This is a genomic window from Enterobacter sp. R-25, assembly GCF_049913205.1.
GTDB classification, from domain to species: domain Bacteria; phylum Pseudomonadota; class Gammaproteobacteria; order Enterobacterales; family Enterobacteriaceae; genus Enterobacter; species Enterobacter ludwigii.
Genome location: NZ_CP183982.1, coordinates 1,829,164 through 1,844,223 on the forward strand (window position 1 = coordinate 1,829,164; position 15,060 = coordinate 1,844,223).

17 protein-coding genes are annotated in these 15,060 nt (G+C 53.7%); 15 read left to right on the forward strand and 2 right to left on the reverse strand.

Annotation, left to right across the window (positions count from 1 at the left end; translation table 11 throughout):
- The first annotated feature begins 25 nt into the window (after positions 1-25).
- On the forward strand, positions 26-652 hold the full coding sequence (locus ACN9MQ_RS08715) for a hypothetical protein (protein ID WP_426262704.1): 627 nt from the start codon (positions 26-28) through the stop codon (positions 650-652).
- Between the two features lie 611 nt (positions 653-1,263).
- On the opposite strand, the gene ACN9MQ_RS08720 is transcribed toward ACN9MQ_RS08715, so the two are convergent.
- Positions 1,264-1,761 carry a helix-turn-helix domain-containing protein gene (locus ACN9MQ_RS08720; RefSeq protein ID WP_426262705.1) on the reverse strand — a complete coding sequence of 166 codons (498 nt, stop codon included), beginning with the start codon at positions 1,759-1,761 and terminating at the stop codon, positions 1,264-1,266.
- Between the two features lie 18 nt (positions 1,762-1,779).
- Positions 1,780-2,130 (reverse strand): hypothetical protein, encoded by a 351-nt coding sequence (locus tag ACN9MQ_RS08725; protein WP_426262706.1) that lies wholly within the window; start codon positions 2,128-2,130, stop codon positions 1,780-1,782.
- Positions 2,131-2,162: 32 nt separating this feature from the next.
- Here ACN9MQ_RS08725 and ACN9MQ_RS08730 point away from each other — a divergent pair, with 32 nt between their 5' ends.
- From ACN9MQ_RS08730 to ACN9MQ_RS08795, 14 genes are all read left to right on the forward strand, one after another.
- A complete protein-coding gene (locus ACN9MQ_RS08730) occupies positions 2,163-2,651 on the forward strand; it encodes a DUF1441 family protein (protein WP_426262707.1) in 489 nt (162 codons plus the stop codon).
- The gene (locus tag ACN9MQ_RS08735; RefSeq protein WP_426262708.1) at positions 2,651-4,753 is read left to right on the forward strand and encodes a phage terminase large subunit family protein; all 2,103 of its coding nucleotides are present in this window, start codon (positions 2,651-2,653) and stop codon (positions 4,751-4,753) included. The genes ACN9MQ_RS08730 and ACN9MQ_RS08735 overlap by 1 nt, the downstream gene beginning before the upstream one ends.
- Positions 4,750-4,965 (forward strand): hypothetical protein, encoded by a 216-nt coding sequence (locus tag ACN9MQ_RS08740; RefSeq protein ID WP_001704123.1) that lies wholly within the window; start codon positions 4,750-4,752, stop codon positions 4,963-4,965. The genes ACN9MQ_RS08735 and ACN9MQ_RS08740 overlap by 4 nt, the downstream gene beginning before the upstream one ends.
- A complete protein-coding gene (locus ACN9MQ_RS08745) occupies positions 4,962-6,461 on the forward strand; it encodes a phage portal protein (RefSeq protein ID WP_426262709.1) in 1,500 nt (499 codons plus the stop codon). Before ACN9MQ_RS08740 ends, ACN9MQ_RS08745 begins: the two co-directional genes overlap by 4 nt.
- Positions 6,388-8,421: a ClpP-like prohead protease/major capsid protein fusion protein gene (locus ACN9MQ_RS08750; RefSeq protein ID WP_426262710.1), complete on the forward strand. Its 2,034-nt coding sequence runs from the start codon at positions 6,388-6,390 to the stop codon at positions 8,419-8,421. Before ACN9MQ_RS08745 ends, ACN9MQ_RS08750 begins: the two co-directional genes overlap by 74 nt.
- A gap of 82 nt (positions 8,422-8,503) precedes the next feature.
- Positions 8,504-8,830: a DUF2190 family protein gene (locus ACN9MQ_RS08755; RefSeq protein ID WP_426262711.1), complete on the forward strand. Its 327-nt coding sequence runs from the start codon at positions 8,504-8,506 to the stop codon at positions 8,828-8,830.
- A gap of 25 nt (positions 8,831-8,855) precedes the next feature.
- Entirely contained in the window at positions 8,856-9,098 is a 243-nt protein-coding gene (locus tag ACN9MQ_RS08760) for a DNA breaking-rejoining protein (protein ID WP_230852446.1), read from the forward strand.
- Between the two features lie 9 nt (positions 9,099-9,107).
- A complete protein-coding gene (locus ACN9MQ_RS08765; RefSeq protein WP_032623278.1) occupies positions 9,108-9,686 on the forward strand; it encodes a phage tail protein in 579 nt (192 codons plus the stop codon).
- Complete coding sequence (locus tag ACN9MQ_RS08770; protein WP_001704117.1) at positions 9,683-10,084, forward strand: phage minor tail U family protein; 402 nt, start codon at positions 9,683-9,685, stop codon at positions 10,082-10,084. The genes ACN9MQ_RS08765 and ACN9MQ_RS08770 overlap by 4 nt, the downstream gene beginning before the upstream one ends.
- A gap of 9 nt (positions 10,085-10,093) precedes the next feature.
- Positions 10,094-10,837: a phage tail protein gene (locus ACN9MQ_RS08775; protein WP_426262712.1), complete on the forward strand. Its 744-nt coding sequence runs from the start codon at positions 10,094-10,096 to the stop codon at positions 10,835-10,837.
- A gap of 10 nt (positions 10,838-10,847) precedes the next feature.
- A complete protein-coding gene (gene gpG, locus ACN9MQ_RS08780; RefSeq protein WP_032638505.1) occupies positions 10,848-11,279 on the forward strand; it encodes a phage tail assembly chaperone G in 432 nt (143 codons plus the stop codon).
- A 50-nt stretch (positions 11,280-11,329) separates the two neighbouring features.
- Positions 11,330-11,602 carry a phage tail assembly protein T gene (locus tag ACN9MQ_RS08785; RefSeq protein ID WP_426262713.1) on the forward strand — a complete coding sequence of 91 codons (273 nt, stop codon included), beginning with the start codon at positions 11,330-11,332 and terminating at the stop codon, positions 11,600-11,602.
- The gene (locus ACN9MQ_RS08790) at positions 11,586-14,723 is read left to right on the forward strand and encodes a phage tail tape measure protein (RefSeq protein WP_426262714.1); all 3,138 of its coding nucleotides are present in this window, start codon (positions 11,586-11,588) and stop codon (positions 14,721-14,723) included. Before ACN9MQ_RS08785 ends, ACN9MQ_RS08790 begins: the two co-directional genes overlap by 17 nt.
- Positions 14,720-15,058: a phage tail protein gene (locus ACN9MQ_RS08795; RefSeq protein WP_001704112.1), complete on the forward strand. Its 339-nt coding sequence runs from the start codon at positions 14,720-14,722 to the stop codon at positions 15,056-15,058. The genes ACN9MQ_RS08790 and ACN9MQ_RS08795 overlap by 4 nt, the downstream gene beginning before the upstream one ends.
- Positions 15,059-15,060 lie beyond the last annotated feature (2 nt).

Here is a 15,060-nt window from a genome sequence, read left to right on the forward strand (position 1 = left end):
TTTTCAAAGTAATCTCGGAGATAACATGAACCTTTGGGGCAAGGCAAAAGAACTTAACACAGCATATGCAGTTGGAGAAAAGCTGTATAAATTTGCAGTATTTATGCTAGTGTTTTCAGGCGGTTCTTTAGCAGGGTTGCTGGCTAGTTTTGATCCTTTTTTTAAAAATATGACTTTTTTTAGGTATTTTTTATTAATTATTCTTTTTGTTTTTTTGATATCCGTCATATTTTATTTTATCAACTCCTCCGCAGCAAGTTCTGCCAAGAAAAAATATTTTAACTCATTAGCAATTACTAACAGTAATGTAAATCCATTAAGTGAGACCTTCAATGACTTAATGATTAACTTAGAGGATCTGCGCTTACCGATGAGCGAGGTTCATAAAAATAAACGTTTCAAACGTTGTCACTTGGTAGGTCCAATGACTGTTGCATTAATTAGTGGAAATCTTTCCAACTCCAATCTTAATTTCTGCGAAGAAATAATAGCCTTGCCTGAGGAAGGGTATCTTTACTTACCTGGTGTAATAAAATTTTTAGATTGTACTTTTCTTGAATGTACTTTTGTTCAAGTTACTATTATGACTACTAATGGGACAGCGAAAGCAATAAAGGATATGAATCCAAATCAGAAAGTAATAGGTTTGTAAAAAAATAATTTTTCTATTTTTTAGTATTTTTGCAAATAAGCGGTTCATTGCAAATTAATTGTAGTTTTATCAAGCCCTCTATCAAATGGCCTCCTTGGAGGCCATGAAGAGAGTTATACCTACAATCTGGTGAAGTAACAATTATACCCAACAGATGATAAAGCAATGTTTAAGATCTCTTAGAGTTTTTAATAATTGCCAACGTATCTATGAATTTGGCGTGGGTGTCGATGGCTCTCAACGGCAGCATGCTCTGGGCCCGCCTAAGAAACTAATAGCTACGCTGCAATACACCAGCCCATCGGACGCGCACTTCAAAGAAAGGTTTCAGCTGCAAGCTTGGGCATACCGTTAAACTTTGATGGCTTTGCCGTACGACAAGCTCACGCCTAAAAGGACAATCAAATGCAGGTAGCTATTAATAGTGTCCCATATGCACCCGCCTGCGCAATTTCATCGCGGATCGGCATTGCAACAACGACACACCAACTCGCCGACGTTCTGAAACGAGCGCTGGAAAGCACCTGAGGCACCTGTCAGTCGGCGCGCTGGAATGATTGTTCATTTTGAGATAATGAGCCCCGATTAGGCTGGGGCTCATTAAAAATGAATCACCTTCCGCTAAGCACTGGTTGGGCTAGTTGCTGAGCTTTGTATTGTGGTGATATAGCAAAAAGGAATACAGCTAAGCCATCGACATTACCGTTAGGGTAATAGGTCGGTCCGTTTAAAGCTGATTGGAAAAGGCTAATCCGGTTTTTATAAGCGGATGAGGCATAGTACTCTTGAGCCTCTTTAAGAAGCTCATCGTCATTCTCTTCTAAGGCGCTGTTAAGCAAAGTCCAGCCGTTGTTGTTCAACAAGCTAGCATAACGTTCAGCAGTGGCCATAACAGCAGATGGAGAGACGGACAAATTAGCGCAATAGGCTAAAAATACTTCCATTGACAAGGGGCTCTTACCCGTTTCAATTTTTGCTAAAGCACTAGGAGTTTTATTGATTCTTTCGGCGAGTTGTGCTTGATGCATACTCTTTTCAAGTCGGATCTCTTTGATAATCAGTAATAGTACACTCGTGAAATTTGTTAATCTTCTTGAGGATTCATTCATGACAGCTCCCGATATATGTTAAGTTAAATCACAAGACATGTCCCTTCGGGAAGTTGTGCGTCCCAGCAAGACATTGTGATTGTATTTATACAACACAATGTCTTGCTGGGCAATATCATTTCCTAAAATCTCGTTGTCATTTATTATAAAGTGGTCGTGCTTTAAATAGATGGCTGGTGTTTTTTGAATAAAAATCATTCGGTTATGTTGTTTCTTTTGATTTTGCTTTCTAAATTTTTTCAATGGGTCCTCCGCGAAACTGATCAGCCACGGGGCGGCGCGCTCGCGGGAAACGGCTAGTTTTTCGGATCCAGGGTCATCATCATCATGTGCGCAGGTCTTTGATTTAATTAGAGGCCATTTTCGCAAGATGTCGAATCGTTCAAAAAGTGTTCACCATCATGGACCAGGAAATTGCCACTTTAAAACTCAATATCAACCAGCTGGCAGGGATAACCGGCGTACACCGTCAGACGGTTGCCGCGAGACTGAAAAATGTTGAACCTGCTCCAGGCAGCAACAGCAAGTTAAAGCTCTATCTGGTGACCGACATTCTGACCGAACTGATGATCCCTACCGTTTCGGCCAACATCGATGATATGCCCCCCTCTGACAGGCTGTCCCACTGGAAAGCAGAGAATGAGAGGCTGAAGTTCGAACAGGATATGGGGCAGTTAATACCCGCAGATGAAGTGGCGCGAGAATTCTCATTGATGGCGAAAGCCGTCGTCATGGTACTTGAAACCCTCCCGGATGTGCTCGAGCGCGACTGTGCTTTAACGCCTGCTGCGGTAGTTCGTGTGCAAAGCGTTATTGATGATCTGCGCGACCAGATGGCGGAGAGGGTGCAGGACGCTGAAAATGAGGAGGAAGAGCCTGAGGAGGACTGATGGCAAAGCGGGCATCCGCCAGGGACATTCGCCGCGATGTCTCCGGTATTTTACGAGCCCCGCGTCGTATGCCGGTGGCCGATGCGGTCAGTACTTATATGCGCGTGCCAATGGGGGCGGGAAACTCAGTTCCATGGGATCCGGAACTGGCACCCTATGTGATTGAGCCGATGAACTGCCTGGCATCGCGTGAATACGATGCGGTGGTGTTTGTGGGCCCGGCGCGAACGGGTAAAACCATCGGGCTGATTGACGGCTGGATTGTTTATAACATTGTCTGCGATCCGGCAGATATGCTTGTGATTCAGGTATCTGAGGAAAAAGCGCGTGAGCATTCCAAAAAACGCCTGGACCGTACTTTTCGCTGTAGCCCTGAAGTTAAAACCCGGCTAAGCCCAAGACGTAACGATAACAACGTCTACGACCGTACATTCCGCGCCGGTAACTATCTGAAGCTTGGCTGGCCATCCGTCAATATCATGTCGTCCTCGGACTATAAGAGTGTGGCGCTGACGGATTATGACCGCTTTCCGGAAGATATCGACGGGGAGGGGGATGCTTTTTCACTGGCATCGAAGCGTACCACGACATTCATGTCCTCCGGGATGACGCTGGTTGAGAGCTCGCCCGGGAGGGATATCAGAGACACAAAATGGCGGCGCTCCACGCCCCATGAAGCCCCTCCGACCACCGGAATTTTATCGCTCTATAACCGTGGTGACCGCCGTCGTCTTTACTGGCCATGCCCACATTGCGGCGAATATTTCCAGCCGGAAATTGACAATATGACCGGGTATCGCGACAGCAGCGATCCTGTGCTTGCCAGCGAAGCGGCGTTTCTTCAGTGCCCTGCCTGTAAAGGCAGGATCACACCGGACATGAAGCGTGCGCTGAACATGAAATGTGTCTGGCTCCGGGACGGGCAAACCATCGACAGTAAAGGCCAGGTTAGCGGTGATGGCCGTCGTTCCCGTATTGCCTCCTTCTGGATGGAAGGTCCGGCAGCTGCTTACCAGACCTGGGCGCAGCTTATTTATAAGTTCCTGACCGCCGAGCAGGAATATGAATCCACGCGCAGCGAAGAAACCCTGAAGACGGTGATCAACACCGATTTCGGCAGGCCCTATTTGCCGCGGGCCAGCATGGAGCAGCGTAAAAGTGAATTGCTTGAGCATCGTGCCGAAGAAGTCCCAAAACGCTCGGTACCGGACGGCGTGCAGTTTCTCACTGCGACCGTGGACGTGCAGGCCGGGCGCAACCGGCGCTTTGTTGTGCAGATTACGGGTTATGGAAGTATGGGTGAGCGCTGGATAGTTGACCGTTACAACATCCGGCATTCGCTGCGCTGCGACGGCAACGGGGAAAGCTTACAGGTGGATCCGGCGAGCTACCCGGAGGACTGGGATCTTTTACTCACCGACGTCTTTGATAAAACGTGGCCACTCGCAGCTGACCCGTCAAAGGGCATGCGTCTGATGTCGATGGCCGTGGACTCAGGGGGTGAAGATGGCGTGACGGATAATGCCTACAAGTTCTGGCGCAGATGTCGCCGTGAGGGGCTGGGTAAACGTATCTATCTCTTCAAGGGGGACAGCGTCAGGCGCAGCAAACTTATCCAGCGAACGTTTCCCGACAACACGGGCAGATCAACGCGCCGCGCACAGGCGACGGGTGATGTGCCTCTTTATCTTCTCCAGACCGATGCCCTTAAAGACCGGGTGAATAATGCGCTGTGGCGTGATTCACCTGGCCCTGGCTATGTGCATTTCCCCGCCTGGCTGGGCAGCTGGTTCTATGACGAACTGACGTATGAGGAACGCTCGAATGAAGGGAAATGGAGTAAGCCCGGCCGGGGCGCAAACGAAGCATTTGACCTGCTCGTTTATGCCGACGCGCTCGCCATCCTTAGTGGTTACGAAAAAATCAAATGGCCGTTTGCTCCTGAGTGGGCACGGCGGGAAACGTGGATCGAGGACACGCAGACGGAAACTGGCGAAATGCCATCCCCGCCGCCTGCGCCGAAATCAAAATCAAAACCAAAACGTGAGAAGCCCGTAACCGAGCAGGCTAATCCGTGGTCTTCGTCAGGAGGTTGGGTGTGAATCCAGCAGATATTCAAAACATGATCGACCGCTACGCTGCAGCCGAGCTGTCTGTTCTGGAGGGGAAATCAATCACTTTCAACGGGCAGCAGATGACGCTCGAAAACCTGTCGGAAATCAGAAAAGGCCGTCAGGAATGGGAGCGACGACTGGCTACGCTCAATAACAAACGCCGCGGGCGACCCGGCTACAGGCTGGCGAGGTTTGGATGAGTTTTTTAGATGATGCGATTGGCCTGTTTTCACCAGGCTGGAAAGCCTCACGCCTGCGTGCCCGCGCAGTTATTAAGGCGTATGAGGCGGTAAAGCAAACGCGTACCCACAAAGCCCAGAAGGAAAATCGTTCAGCCGATCAGCTCAGCCAGATGGGGGCGGTTTCACTGAGGCAGCAGGCGCGCTGGCTGGACAACAACCACGATCTGGTGATTGGCGTTTTCGACAAGCTGGAAGAAAGGGTGGTGGGTGCGAAGGGCATCATAGTTGAACCGCATCCGATGCTGACTAACGGGAAGATAGCTAAAAAGCTGGCCACTGATATCCGCAGAAAGTGGGGCGAATGGTCCGTAAGACCCGATGTTACAACCCAGTTTACCCGCCCCATGCTGGAGCGGCTGATGCTGCGAACGTGGCTCCGGGACGGTGAGGTATTTGCTCAGCTGGTTCGCGGTACCGGAAATGGTCTTCAGCCGATTGCTGGCGTGCCGTTCTGGCTGGAAGCGCTGGAGCCGGACTTCGTGCCGATGAACAGTGATGCCGCCACCCAGCTCAATCAGGGCGTTTTTGTCGATAACTGGGGGCGCCCGAAAAAATACCAGGTCTATAAAAGCCTGCCAGTATCCGGGCGTCAGTTCGATACCAAAGAGATAGATGCAGAAAACATGCTTCATCTCAAATTCACACGACGCCTGCACCAGACCCGCGGAACGTCTCTTTTATCAGGTGTTCTGATGCGTCTGAGCGCGCTGAAAGAGTACGAGGACTCGGAGCTTACCGCTGCCAGAATTGCTGCCGCACTCGGCATGTATATCAAAAAAGGCGATGGACAGAGCTTCGAGTCTGATTCCAGCAGCGATGACCGCGAGCTGATGATTCAGCCCGGTATGCTCTATGACGAGCTGCAGGCCGGGGAAGAAATCGGGATGATTAAATCCGATCGCCCGAACCCTAACCTCGAGTCGTTTCGTAACGGACAGCTGCGTGCCGTGTCCGCCGGCAGTCGCCTCAGCTTTTCCAGCACATCCAGAAACTACAACGGAACGTACAGTGCCCAGCGGCAGGAGCTTGTCGAGTCAACCGACGGCTATCTGATTCTTCAGGACTGGTTCATCGGTTCAGTGACCCGGCCCATGTACCGGGCCTGGCTGAAGATGGCTATTGCTGCCGGAGAAATCATGCTGCCGAGAGGCATCGATATGGACTCGCTTTATAACGCGGTTTATTCGGGGCCCGTTATGCCGTGGATTGATCCCGTTAAAGAAGCGAATGCCTGGAAAACGCAGATCCGCGGCGGTGCTGCTACTGAATCCGACTGGATACGTGCCAGCGGTCGCAACCCGGATGATGTTAAGTCACGCCGTAAAGCGGAGGTTGACGAGAACCGTGAACAGGGCCTGGTGTTTGACACCGACCCCGCCAATGATAGAGGAGGCACCAGTGCCGAAGCCAAAGAACCGGGCGCGCCACCGTCCGAAAGCCAGCGCAAAAAGTAATTCGTGGTTCCGCATGCAGGCCAGCAATAACAGCGAGGCCGACATTTTTATTTATGACGAAATCGGGTACTGGGGCGTAACGGCGAAACAGTTCGTCAATGATCTCCGGGCACTTGGGGACGTCACCCACATCAACCTTTATATCAATTCGCCCGGTGGTGATGTCTTCGACGGTATTGCTATTTATAACGCGCTGAAGCACCACGGCGCGGCGATTACCGTGCATATCGACGGTCTGGCGGCCTCCATGGCCTCGGTGATTGCGATGGTAGGCAATCCGGTCATCATGCCTGAAAACACGATGATGATGATCCATAAGCCCTGGGGGTTTGCTGGTGGTGACGCGAGCGATATGCGCGACTATGCGGATCTTCTCGACAAGGTTGAATCCGTTCTTATCCCGGCTTATGCGCAGAAAACCGGAAAATCCACCGAAGAAATTGCGGCAATGCTGGAGGACGAAACCTGGATGAACGGCAGCGAGTGCCTTGAACTGGGTTTTGCCGACCAGGTGACACCATCCCTTCAGGCTATGGCCTGTATTCATTCAAAACGTATTGAGGAATTTGAAAAAATGCCAAAAAGCATTCGCAACATGATCACCCCGCCGCGCAACACTACCCAGCGTGACCCGGTTATTACCCAGCCTCAGGCACCGCAGGCAAAAACAGACCCGGCACCGGATGAAAATGCGATCCGCGCGCAGGTGTTGGCTGAGCAGAAAGCCCGTGTTAATGCTATCGGCGGTCTCTTTGCCATGTTCGGCAATAAGCACATGGAACTGCAGAATCAGTGTGTGGCCGACCCTGATTGTTCCGTCGATAAGGCGAAAGATTTGCTGCTGGCAGAACTCGGTAAAACGGCCACGCCGTCCAATAAAACCACCCAGCCGCATATTCATGCGGGCAACGGTAACTTCGTCGCGGATGGTATTCGCCAGGCACTGATGGCGCGTGCCGGGTTCGAAGGTCAGGAGCGGGATAACGTTTATAACGGTATGACGCTGCGCGAGTATGCGCGTATGGCCCTGACAGAAAAAGGTATCGGCGTGGCCAGCTACAACCCGATGCAGATGGTTGGCCTGGCGCTGACCCACAGCACCTCTGACTTTGGCAACATTCTGCTTGATGTTGCGAACAAAGCGCTGATTCAGGGCTGGGACGAGGCGCAGGAAACCTTCGAGCAGTGGACCAAAAAAGGCCAGCTGTCGGACTTCAAAACGGCGCATCGTGTCGGTATGGGTGGTTTCCCTTCTCTGCGACAGGTTCGCGAAGGGGCGGAGTACAAGTACATCACTACCAGTGACAAAGGCGAAACCATCGCGCTTGCCACGTATGGTGAAATCTTCTCAGTAACCCGCCAGGCGATCATTAACGACGATCTGAACCAGCTTACCGACGTACCGATGAAGATGGGGCGCGCGGCGAAAGCAACGATTGGCGATCTGGTTTACGCCATTCTGACCAAAAACCCTAAACTCTCAGACGGAAAGGCGCTGTTCCATGCCGATCACAAGAACCTGAGCTCGGGCGCAATTTCCGTGGCCAGCCTGGACGAATCGCGCAAGCTGATGCGTCTGCAGAAGGAGGGGGAGCGAACCCTGAATATCCGTCCGGCCTACATGCTGGTGCCCGTCGCCCTGGAAACTCTGGCAAATCAGACCATCAAGTCGGCCAGTGTTAAAGGTGCAGACATCAATGCCGGGATCGTTAACCCTATCCAGAACTTTGCAGAAGTCATTGCCGAACCACGCCTGGATGAAGCTGATGCGAAAGCTTGGTATCTGGCTGCCGCGAAGGGCACCGACACCATCGAGGTCGCTTATCTCAACGGCGTCGACACGCCATACATCGATCAGCAGGAAGGCTTCACCACTGATGGTATCGCCACGAAAGTGCGTATTGATGCAGGTGTGGCGCCGCTGGACTATCGCGGCATGACCAAATCCTCTGGTCAGTAAAAAACAGTCCTGACAAACAGACGCCCGTAAGGGCTTTTTTTATACCTGAAACAAGCCCCGCAAGGGGCTGAATGGAGAAGTTATGGCTAAGAACTATGCGCAGGACGGGAAAACGATCCCTCTGGTAAACAGTGGTGCAACCGATGTTCACAGCGGCGAACCGGTTGTTGTTGGAAAACTTATCGCGGTGGCAATTACCGATATCCCGGCTGGCGATACCGGGGACGGTTTTTCTGAGGGTGTTTTCCTCCTGCCAAAAGTATCCGCAGATGCGGTTACTGCCGGGGCGCAGGTGTATCTGAAGGACGGCAAAATCACGATCGAAGAAACGGACGCCGTTGCCGCGGGCATCGCCTGGGAAGATGCAGGGGCAAACACCACCGTTGTTGAAGTTAAGATCAATGCCTAACCCCTTTGACCGGATGGCGGCGCGCATGGACGCGGCCACCATAAAAAAGATGGGAAAGACAGCGATCATCAATGGCAGCAGCTATGACGTTGTTCCAGCCGAGCAACTCGAGGAAATGGGGCCATTGTCTGGAACTGGTACTTCGCTGGTGGTTTTCTCTGAGCTTTACCAGCCACGCCGAAACGACAGCGTCGACTACGACGGTAAGAACCTGACCGTTACCCGCTATGACATGTTCAACGGAAAACCCCGCATCCATCTCGAATGAGGAGGCGCTATGTCTGTGAAAGGACTGGAAAGGGCTATTCAGAACCTGAACAGCCTCAGCCGGTTAATCGTTCCTGAGGCAACCGCAAAAGCACTAAACCGGGTGGCCAGCAGAACGATAAGCCAGGGGAGCAAAGCTGTAGCGAAAGAAGCAACAGTTGATGATAACCGGAAAAAGGGGCTTCCGGTTCGTCTGGTCCGCCAGCGTTCCCGTTTGCGCAAGGCCCGTCACGATCGCCCGGTCGCGTCGATAAAAATCAACCGCGGTAATCTTCCTGCGATAAAGCTCGGCACGGCGCGCGTCCGGCTCTCGCGTAAAAAAGGGGCCAGAAACGGAGCGGGCAGCGTCCTTAAAATCGGGCCCTATACCTTTCGTAACGCTTTTATCCAACAGCTCTCGAACGGGCGCTGGCAGGTCATGCGGCGCGTAGGTCAGGCCCGTTATCCGATTGATGTGGTCAAAGTTCCTCTTGAGACACCGCTCACCGTGGCCTTCACCGCTATTTCAAAGCGCCTTATTGAAAGCGATATGCCCAAAGAACTTTCCGCAGCCCTGAAAAACCAACTGAGGATCCACCTGAAGCGATGAACAGACACAGCGCAATTCGTGCAGCCATTCTGGCAAAACTGAAAGCCGAGATCACCGACACGGTCACCTGGTTTGACGGGCGCCCTGTTTTTCTTGAAGAGCAGGATCTCCCTGCCGTGGCTGTATACCTTTCTGACGCGGAGTACACCGGCGATTCGCTTGACGAAGATTCGTGGCAGGCGGTTGTTCACATCGAGGTATTTCTTAAAGCCTCCAGCCCCGACAGCGCGCTTGATTCCTGGATGGAAGAGAAAGTGTATCCGGCAATGGCCTTCATCCCGGGCCTGACCGAACTGGTCGAGACGTTCACCCCGCAGGGTTATGACTATCAGCGGGATGATGAAATGGCCACCTGGGGTTCAGTCGATTTCACGTACTTAATCACCTATTCAATTTAAGAGGTACTTATGCCTACTCCAAACCCGCTGGCCCCCGTGAAAGGTGCCGGTACCACCCTCTGGCTTTACACCGGAACGGGCAACGCTTTCGCTAACCCACTCTCGGATATCGACTGGAACCGCCTGGCGAAAATTAAAGAGCTGACGCCGGGCGAAATGACCGCCGAATCGTATGACGACACTTACCTCGACGACGAGGATGCCGACTGGAACGCGACGGCCCAGGGGGCAAAATCTGCTGGCGATACCTCGTTCACCCTCGCCTGGAAGCCGGGCGAAGAAGGGCAAAAAGACCTTGTCGCATGGTTTATTGATGGCTCAGTACGCTATTACAAAATCAAATACCCGAACGGTACCGTCGACGTTTTCCGCGGCTGGTGCAGCAGCCTGGGTAAAGCCATTCCGGCAAAAGAAGTCATTACCCGTACAGCGAAAATCACCAATACCGGCAAGCCGGAACTGGCAGAAGAAAGCGGGACCCCGAATATCGCCGTGACCGGCGTTACGCTCGATAAAGCCACGGCAAGCGTGGCCGTCGGCGCAACCACAACGCTCAATGTGACGGTTAACCCTGCCAGCGCCTCAGATACCTCGTTCCGCGTGGCAACCTCCGACGGGGCAAAAGCAACGGTCACCGTTAGCGGCAACGCGATCACCGTCACCGGCGTGGCGGCAGGCACCGCTGACGTTATTGTTATGACCAGCGACGGTAATTTCGTTGCGGTCTGCAAAGTCACCGTAACTGCAGCGTAAGGAAGGACGCATGTTTCTGAAAAAAGAGAAGTTCACCTGGCAAACAGAATCCCTGACCATCTTCGAGCTGTCGGCGCTGCAGCGTATTGAGTACATCACGTTTATGGCCGCAGAGGAAAAGGCCGTCAGCGCTGACAGCGACGGCATCAGCGATCAGGAAATGACGGCCAGGCTGATAGGCTCAAATATTCGCTGCGGTGCGCGTTTGATCGCGATGTCTTTGTGGCATAACGATCCGGCTGGCACGGATGTGGAAACGCTTTATCAGCAGGTGCTTAGCGGCTGGCCGCCAGAGGCGATCGGTAAAGCAGAAATGGAAATAAAGCTGCTCTCCGGCATGCTCGTTCCGGTTGAGGATGACAACGTTGCCGATCCGGATGCCTCAGCGGAGGCCGAAAGCGCTGAACCCGTTACGGCGGAAAAGCCCTTGCCAGCGAGCTGAAGTTTGTCCTGAATCTGGCGCGCGAGTTCGGGCGACCCGACTGGCGCGCCATGCTGGCTGGAATGACTTCCAGTGAGCTGGGCGACTGGCACCAGTTCTACCGGGAGCATTATTTTCAGGACGCGCAGCTCGATGCGCATTTCTCAGAGCTGCTTTATTCCATCTCCACTCTTTTCTTCCGCGACCCGGAACTTACCCCCGCACATTTCAGCCTGCTTTCTCCTTCCGGTGTCGTCATCAGCGATGACGAACCGGATGATGATGCGCTGATGGCCGCAGCTGAGGGGATAACAGGAGGTATCCGATATGGCCCAGCAGATTAGCGATCTGGTCATCAACCTTGACGTCGACAGCGCCACGTTTAGTGAGCAGGTTGCCCGCATAAAGGGGCAGCTAACCGGGATGGCTGAGGACTCTGAAAAAGCCCAGACGCGAATGCAGCGTGCAGCGGACCGTCAGAGCGCGGCATTAAAGAGCGTGGGCGACGCTGGTGCGGCGGCTGCCGCAGATATGAAAGCCCGACAGTCTGCTGCAACGGAAGGGCTGACCAAAGACTGGCAGAACGTTTCTAAGTCCGTTGATGAAACTCACCGCCGCGTGACCGAGCTTAATCAGCGTATGCGGGAAAATGACGGACAGGCCGCAGCGCTTGCCCGCCGGCAGGATGAACTGGCGGCATCCTTTTTCCGCCAGATTGACGGCGTTCGCCAGCTCAATGGTGAAACGCAGTCGCTTGCGAACGTGCAGGCGCGCTTTCGTGCGGCAAGGGCACAGGGCAATATCACTCAGCAGGATTATCTCGCCCTGATTTCCCGCACCACGGCCAGGCAAAAAGAGCTGCAGATCGTGGAGGAAAAATCGGCCGCCGCGCGTACCCGATTCCTCAGTCAGCTGAAGCAACAGGTCGCAGAGCAAAAACTCTCCGGTACCGAGTTGCTGCGCATGAAGGCGGCGCAGGTTGGTGCAAGCGATGCGGCTGAGGTCTATATCCGCAAGCTCGAGGCTGCCAAAGTGGCCACGCACGGTCTGGGCCTGCAAAGTGCCGCAGCGCGGCAGGAACTGGGGATACTGATCGGCGAAGTTATGCGCGGTAACTTCGGCGCGCTTCGCGGCTCCGGGATTACGCTGGCTAACCGGGCGGGGTGGATTGACCAGCTGCTGTCGCTGCGCGGGCTTGGGATCGCCGGCATGGTTGGTGGTATTGCCGCGGCGGTTTACGGGCTGGGTAAGGCCTGGTATGACGGCAGCAAAGAGTCCGAGGAATTTAACAGGCAGCTGATCCTGACCGGGAATTACGCCGGGAAAACGTCCGGACAGCTACAGGCACTGGCGCGCTCGCTGGCAGGTAATGGCATTACACAGCATGCTGCTGCAGGTGTGCTGGCGCAGGTTGTCGGAAGTGGTGCGTTTAGCGGTAATGATGTCAGCATGGTGAGCAATGTTGCTGCCAGGCTGCAGCAGGCCACCGGGCAGGCCGTCGACGAAACCATCAACCAGTTTAAACGCCTGAAGGATGATCCGGTTAATGCAGTCACAACGCTCAACGATTCGCTGCATTTTCTGACGGCCACGCAGTATGAACAGATTGCCTCTGCTCAGGCGATGGGAGATACGCAGAAAGCATCAGAGCTTGCCATGCGTGCGTATTCTGATGCGGTCATTCAGCGGGCCGGGGCGATTGAGGAAAATCTTGGCTCCCTCGAAAAAGCCTGGAACTGGGTGAAGAATGCGGCCTCAGGCGCGTGGGATGCGATGCTGGGCATAGGGCGTAATCCTGACACCGCGATGAAGCGCCAGGACTCTTTTGCTGAATGGCAGGCAGCAGAGAAAGAGTACCGTGCACTGTCCGGCAATCTCAAGGTTGATCCGGACTATGCCGGTAACAACGTTCTGCAAAAGGCAGATGCGGAAAGGCTGAGAAACGCGCGCCAGCAGGTAGAGCTTAAGAAGCAGGCTTACGATCTTGCCGATAAGCAATATGCCCAGGAAGGGCTGGCAGCTGCCAGGGAAAAAATGCGGACGGAACAGCAGACACAGGCCGTCCGGACCCAGCAGCAATTTAATCAGATGGTTGAATTCGGGGCGACGGCGGCAGAAAAACGTGCCCTTGCGGAGAAAAAACTCAATCAGCTTATTGCTAAAAACCGCCAGGATGCGAAAGACGGCATCGCCACGTTGTGGACTGAAAAGGACATAGCGGCAGCACGCGCCGGTATTGAAAAGCAGTGGAAGGATCCCAAAACGCCGAAAGGCAAAAGCTATTCAACGCCAGCCGGGGACAAAGCTGAAGAAAAAGCGCAGGCTGAACTTCTCACCCTTCAGGCCCAGCTTAAAACGCTCGAGCAGCATACCAGCGTAAACGACGTCATAAGCAAACAGCGTCAGGATCTCTGGCAGACTGAAAATCAGTTCACCGTTCTGCAGGAAGCCGCGGGGCGTCGTCAGTTTACGGTGCGGGAAAAATCCCTGCTGGCGCACAAGGAAGAAACGCTCGAGTACAAGCGGCAGCTGGCCGACCTGGGCGATAAGGTTGCCAGGCAGCAAAAGCTCAACCAGCTGGCCGATCAGGCCGTGAAGTTTGAGCAGCAGCAAAAAGCCGCCAGGGCGGGCCTGCAGGCTCAGTCTGAGGGGGTATCCACCCGGGAAGCAGGGCGACAAACTACGCTGCAGCGCCTCAGCGAAAGCTATTCGTACAACCCTCAGGCGCAGCAAAAGGTTCTCGAAGAGCAAAGGGCGACGTTCGAGGCTGAAGATGCCCTGCGCGCAAACTGGCTGGCCGGTGCGAAACAGGGCTGGGCCGAATATCAGGATTCAGCGACAAACGTTTTCAGCTCCGTTCAGCAGATTTCGCAGGCAACGTTCAGCGGGCTGGCGGGCCAGCTTACCAGCCTGACGACAACCGGGAAGGCGAGTTTCCGGGACTTCACCAGCTCGATCCTTAAAATGATTGTGTCCGTTATCAACCAGCTGCTGGTGGCTTACACCATCCAGAGTGCAATGGGCTGGGTTAGCGGCGGGGCAAAAACCTCCTCTGCAGGTCAGTCATTCGCGGTCCCGTCTTTCCGGCCCAAGCTCTACGACGTGGGTGGTTACACAGGAGATGGCGGCAAGTATGAGCCTGCCGGTCTTGTGCACAGGGGAGAGTTCGTCTTCAACAAAGAGTCAACCAGCCGTCTTGGCGTGAGCAACCTTTATCGCCTGATGCGCGGGTACGCCACGGGGGGACTGGTCGGTGGCGGGAGCATAGCCGGGCCTGGCATGGGCGGTATCAGTGTTTATGCCCCAGTGAGCATCAGCCAGCAGGGGAGTGACGGGAGCATAAATCAGGCGAACGCCACGGGGACGGCGAAACAGCTGCAGGCGATTGTTCAGCAGACAATCACCGAGCGACTGAAAAAAGAAATGTCCGCAGGCGGCGTGCTTTATTCGAGGAGGACACTGTGACGGACACATTTACCTGGCGCACGCGCAAAACCGCGCAGGGCACTGAAACAGCCCGAACGCTGCAGGCCCAGTTCGGGGATGGCTACAAACAGATAGCAGGGATGGGGATCAACGACAAACAGGAAACGTGGAATCTGGACTGGACTGGAACCAGACAGGAGGCGGCTGCGCTGCGCGCTTTTCTGATGTCTCACGTTACTAAATCGTTCTGGTGGACCACGCCATGGGGTGAAAAAAAGCTGTTCAGAATGAAGGCCGATTCGTTCAGCGTTTCATTCCCTACCGGGAAAAAAGCCACGGTGGCCTTCACTTTTGAACAGGCGTTCGCGCCCTGATT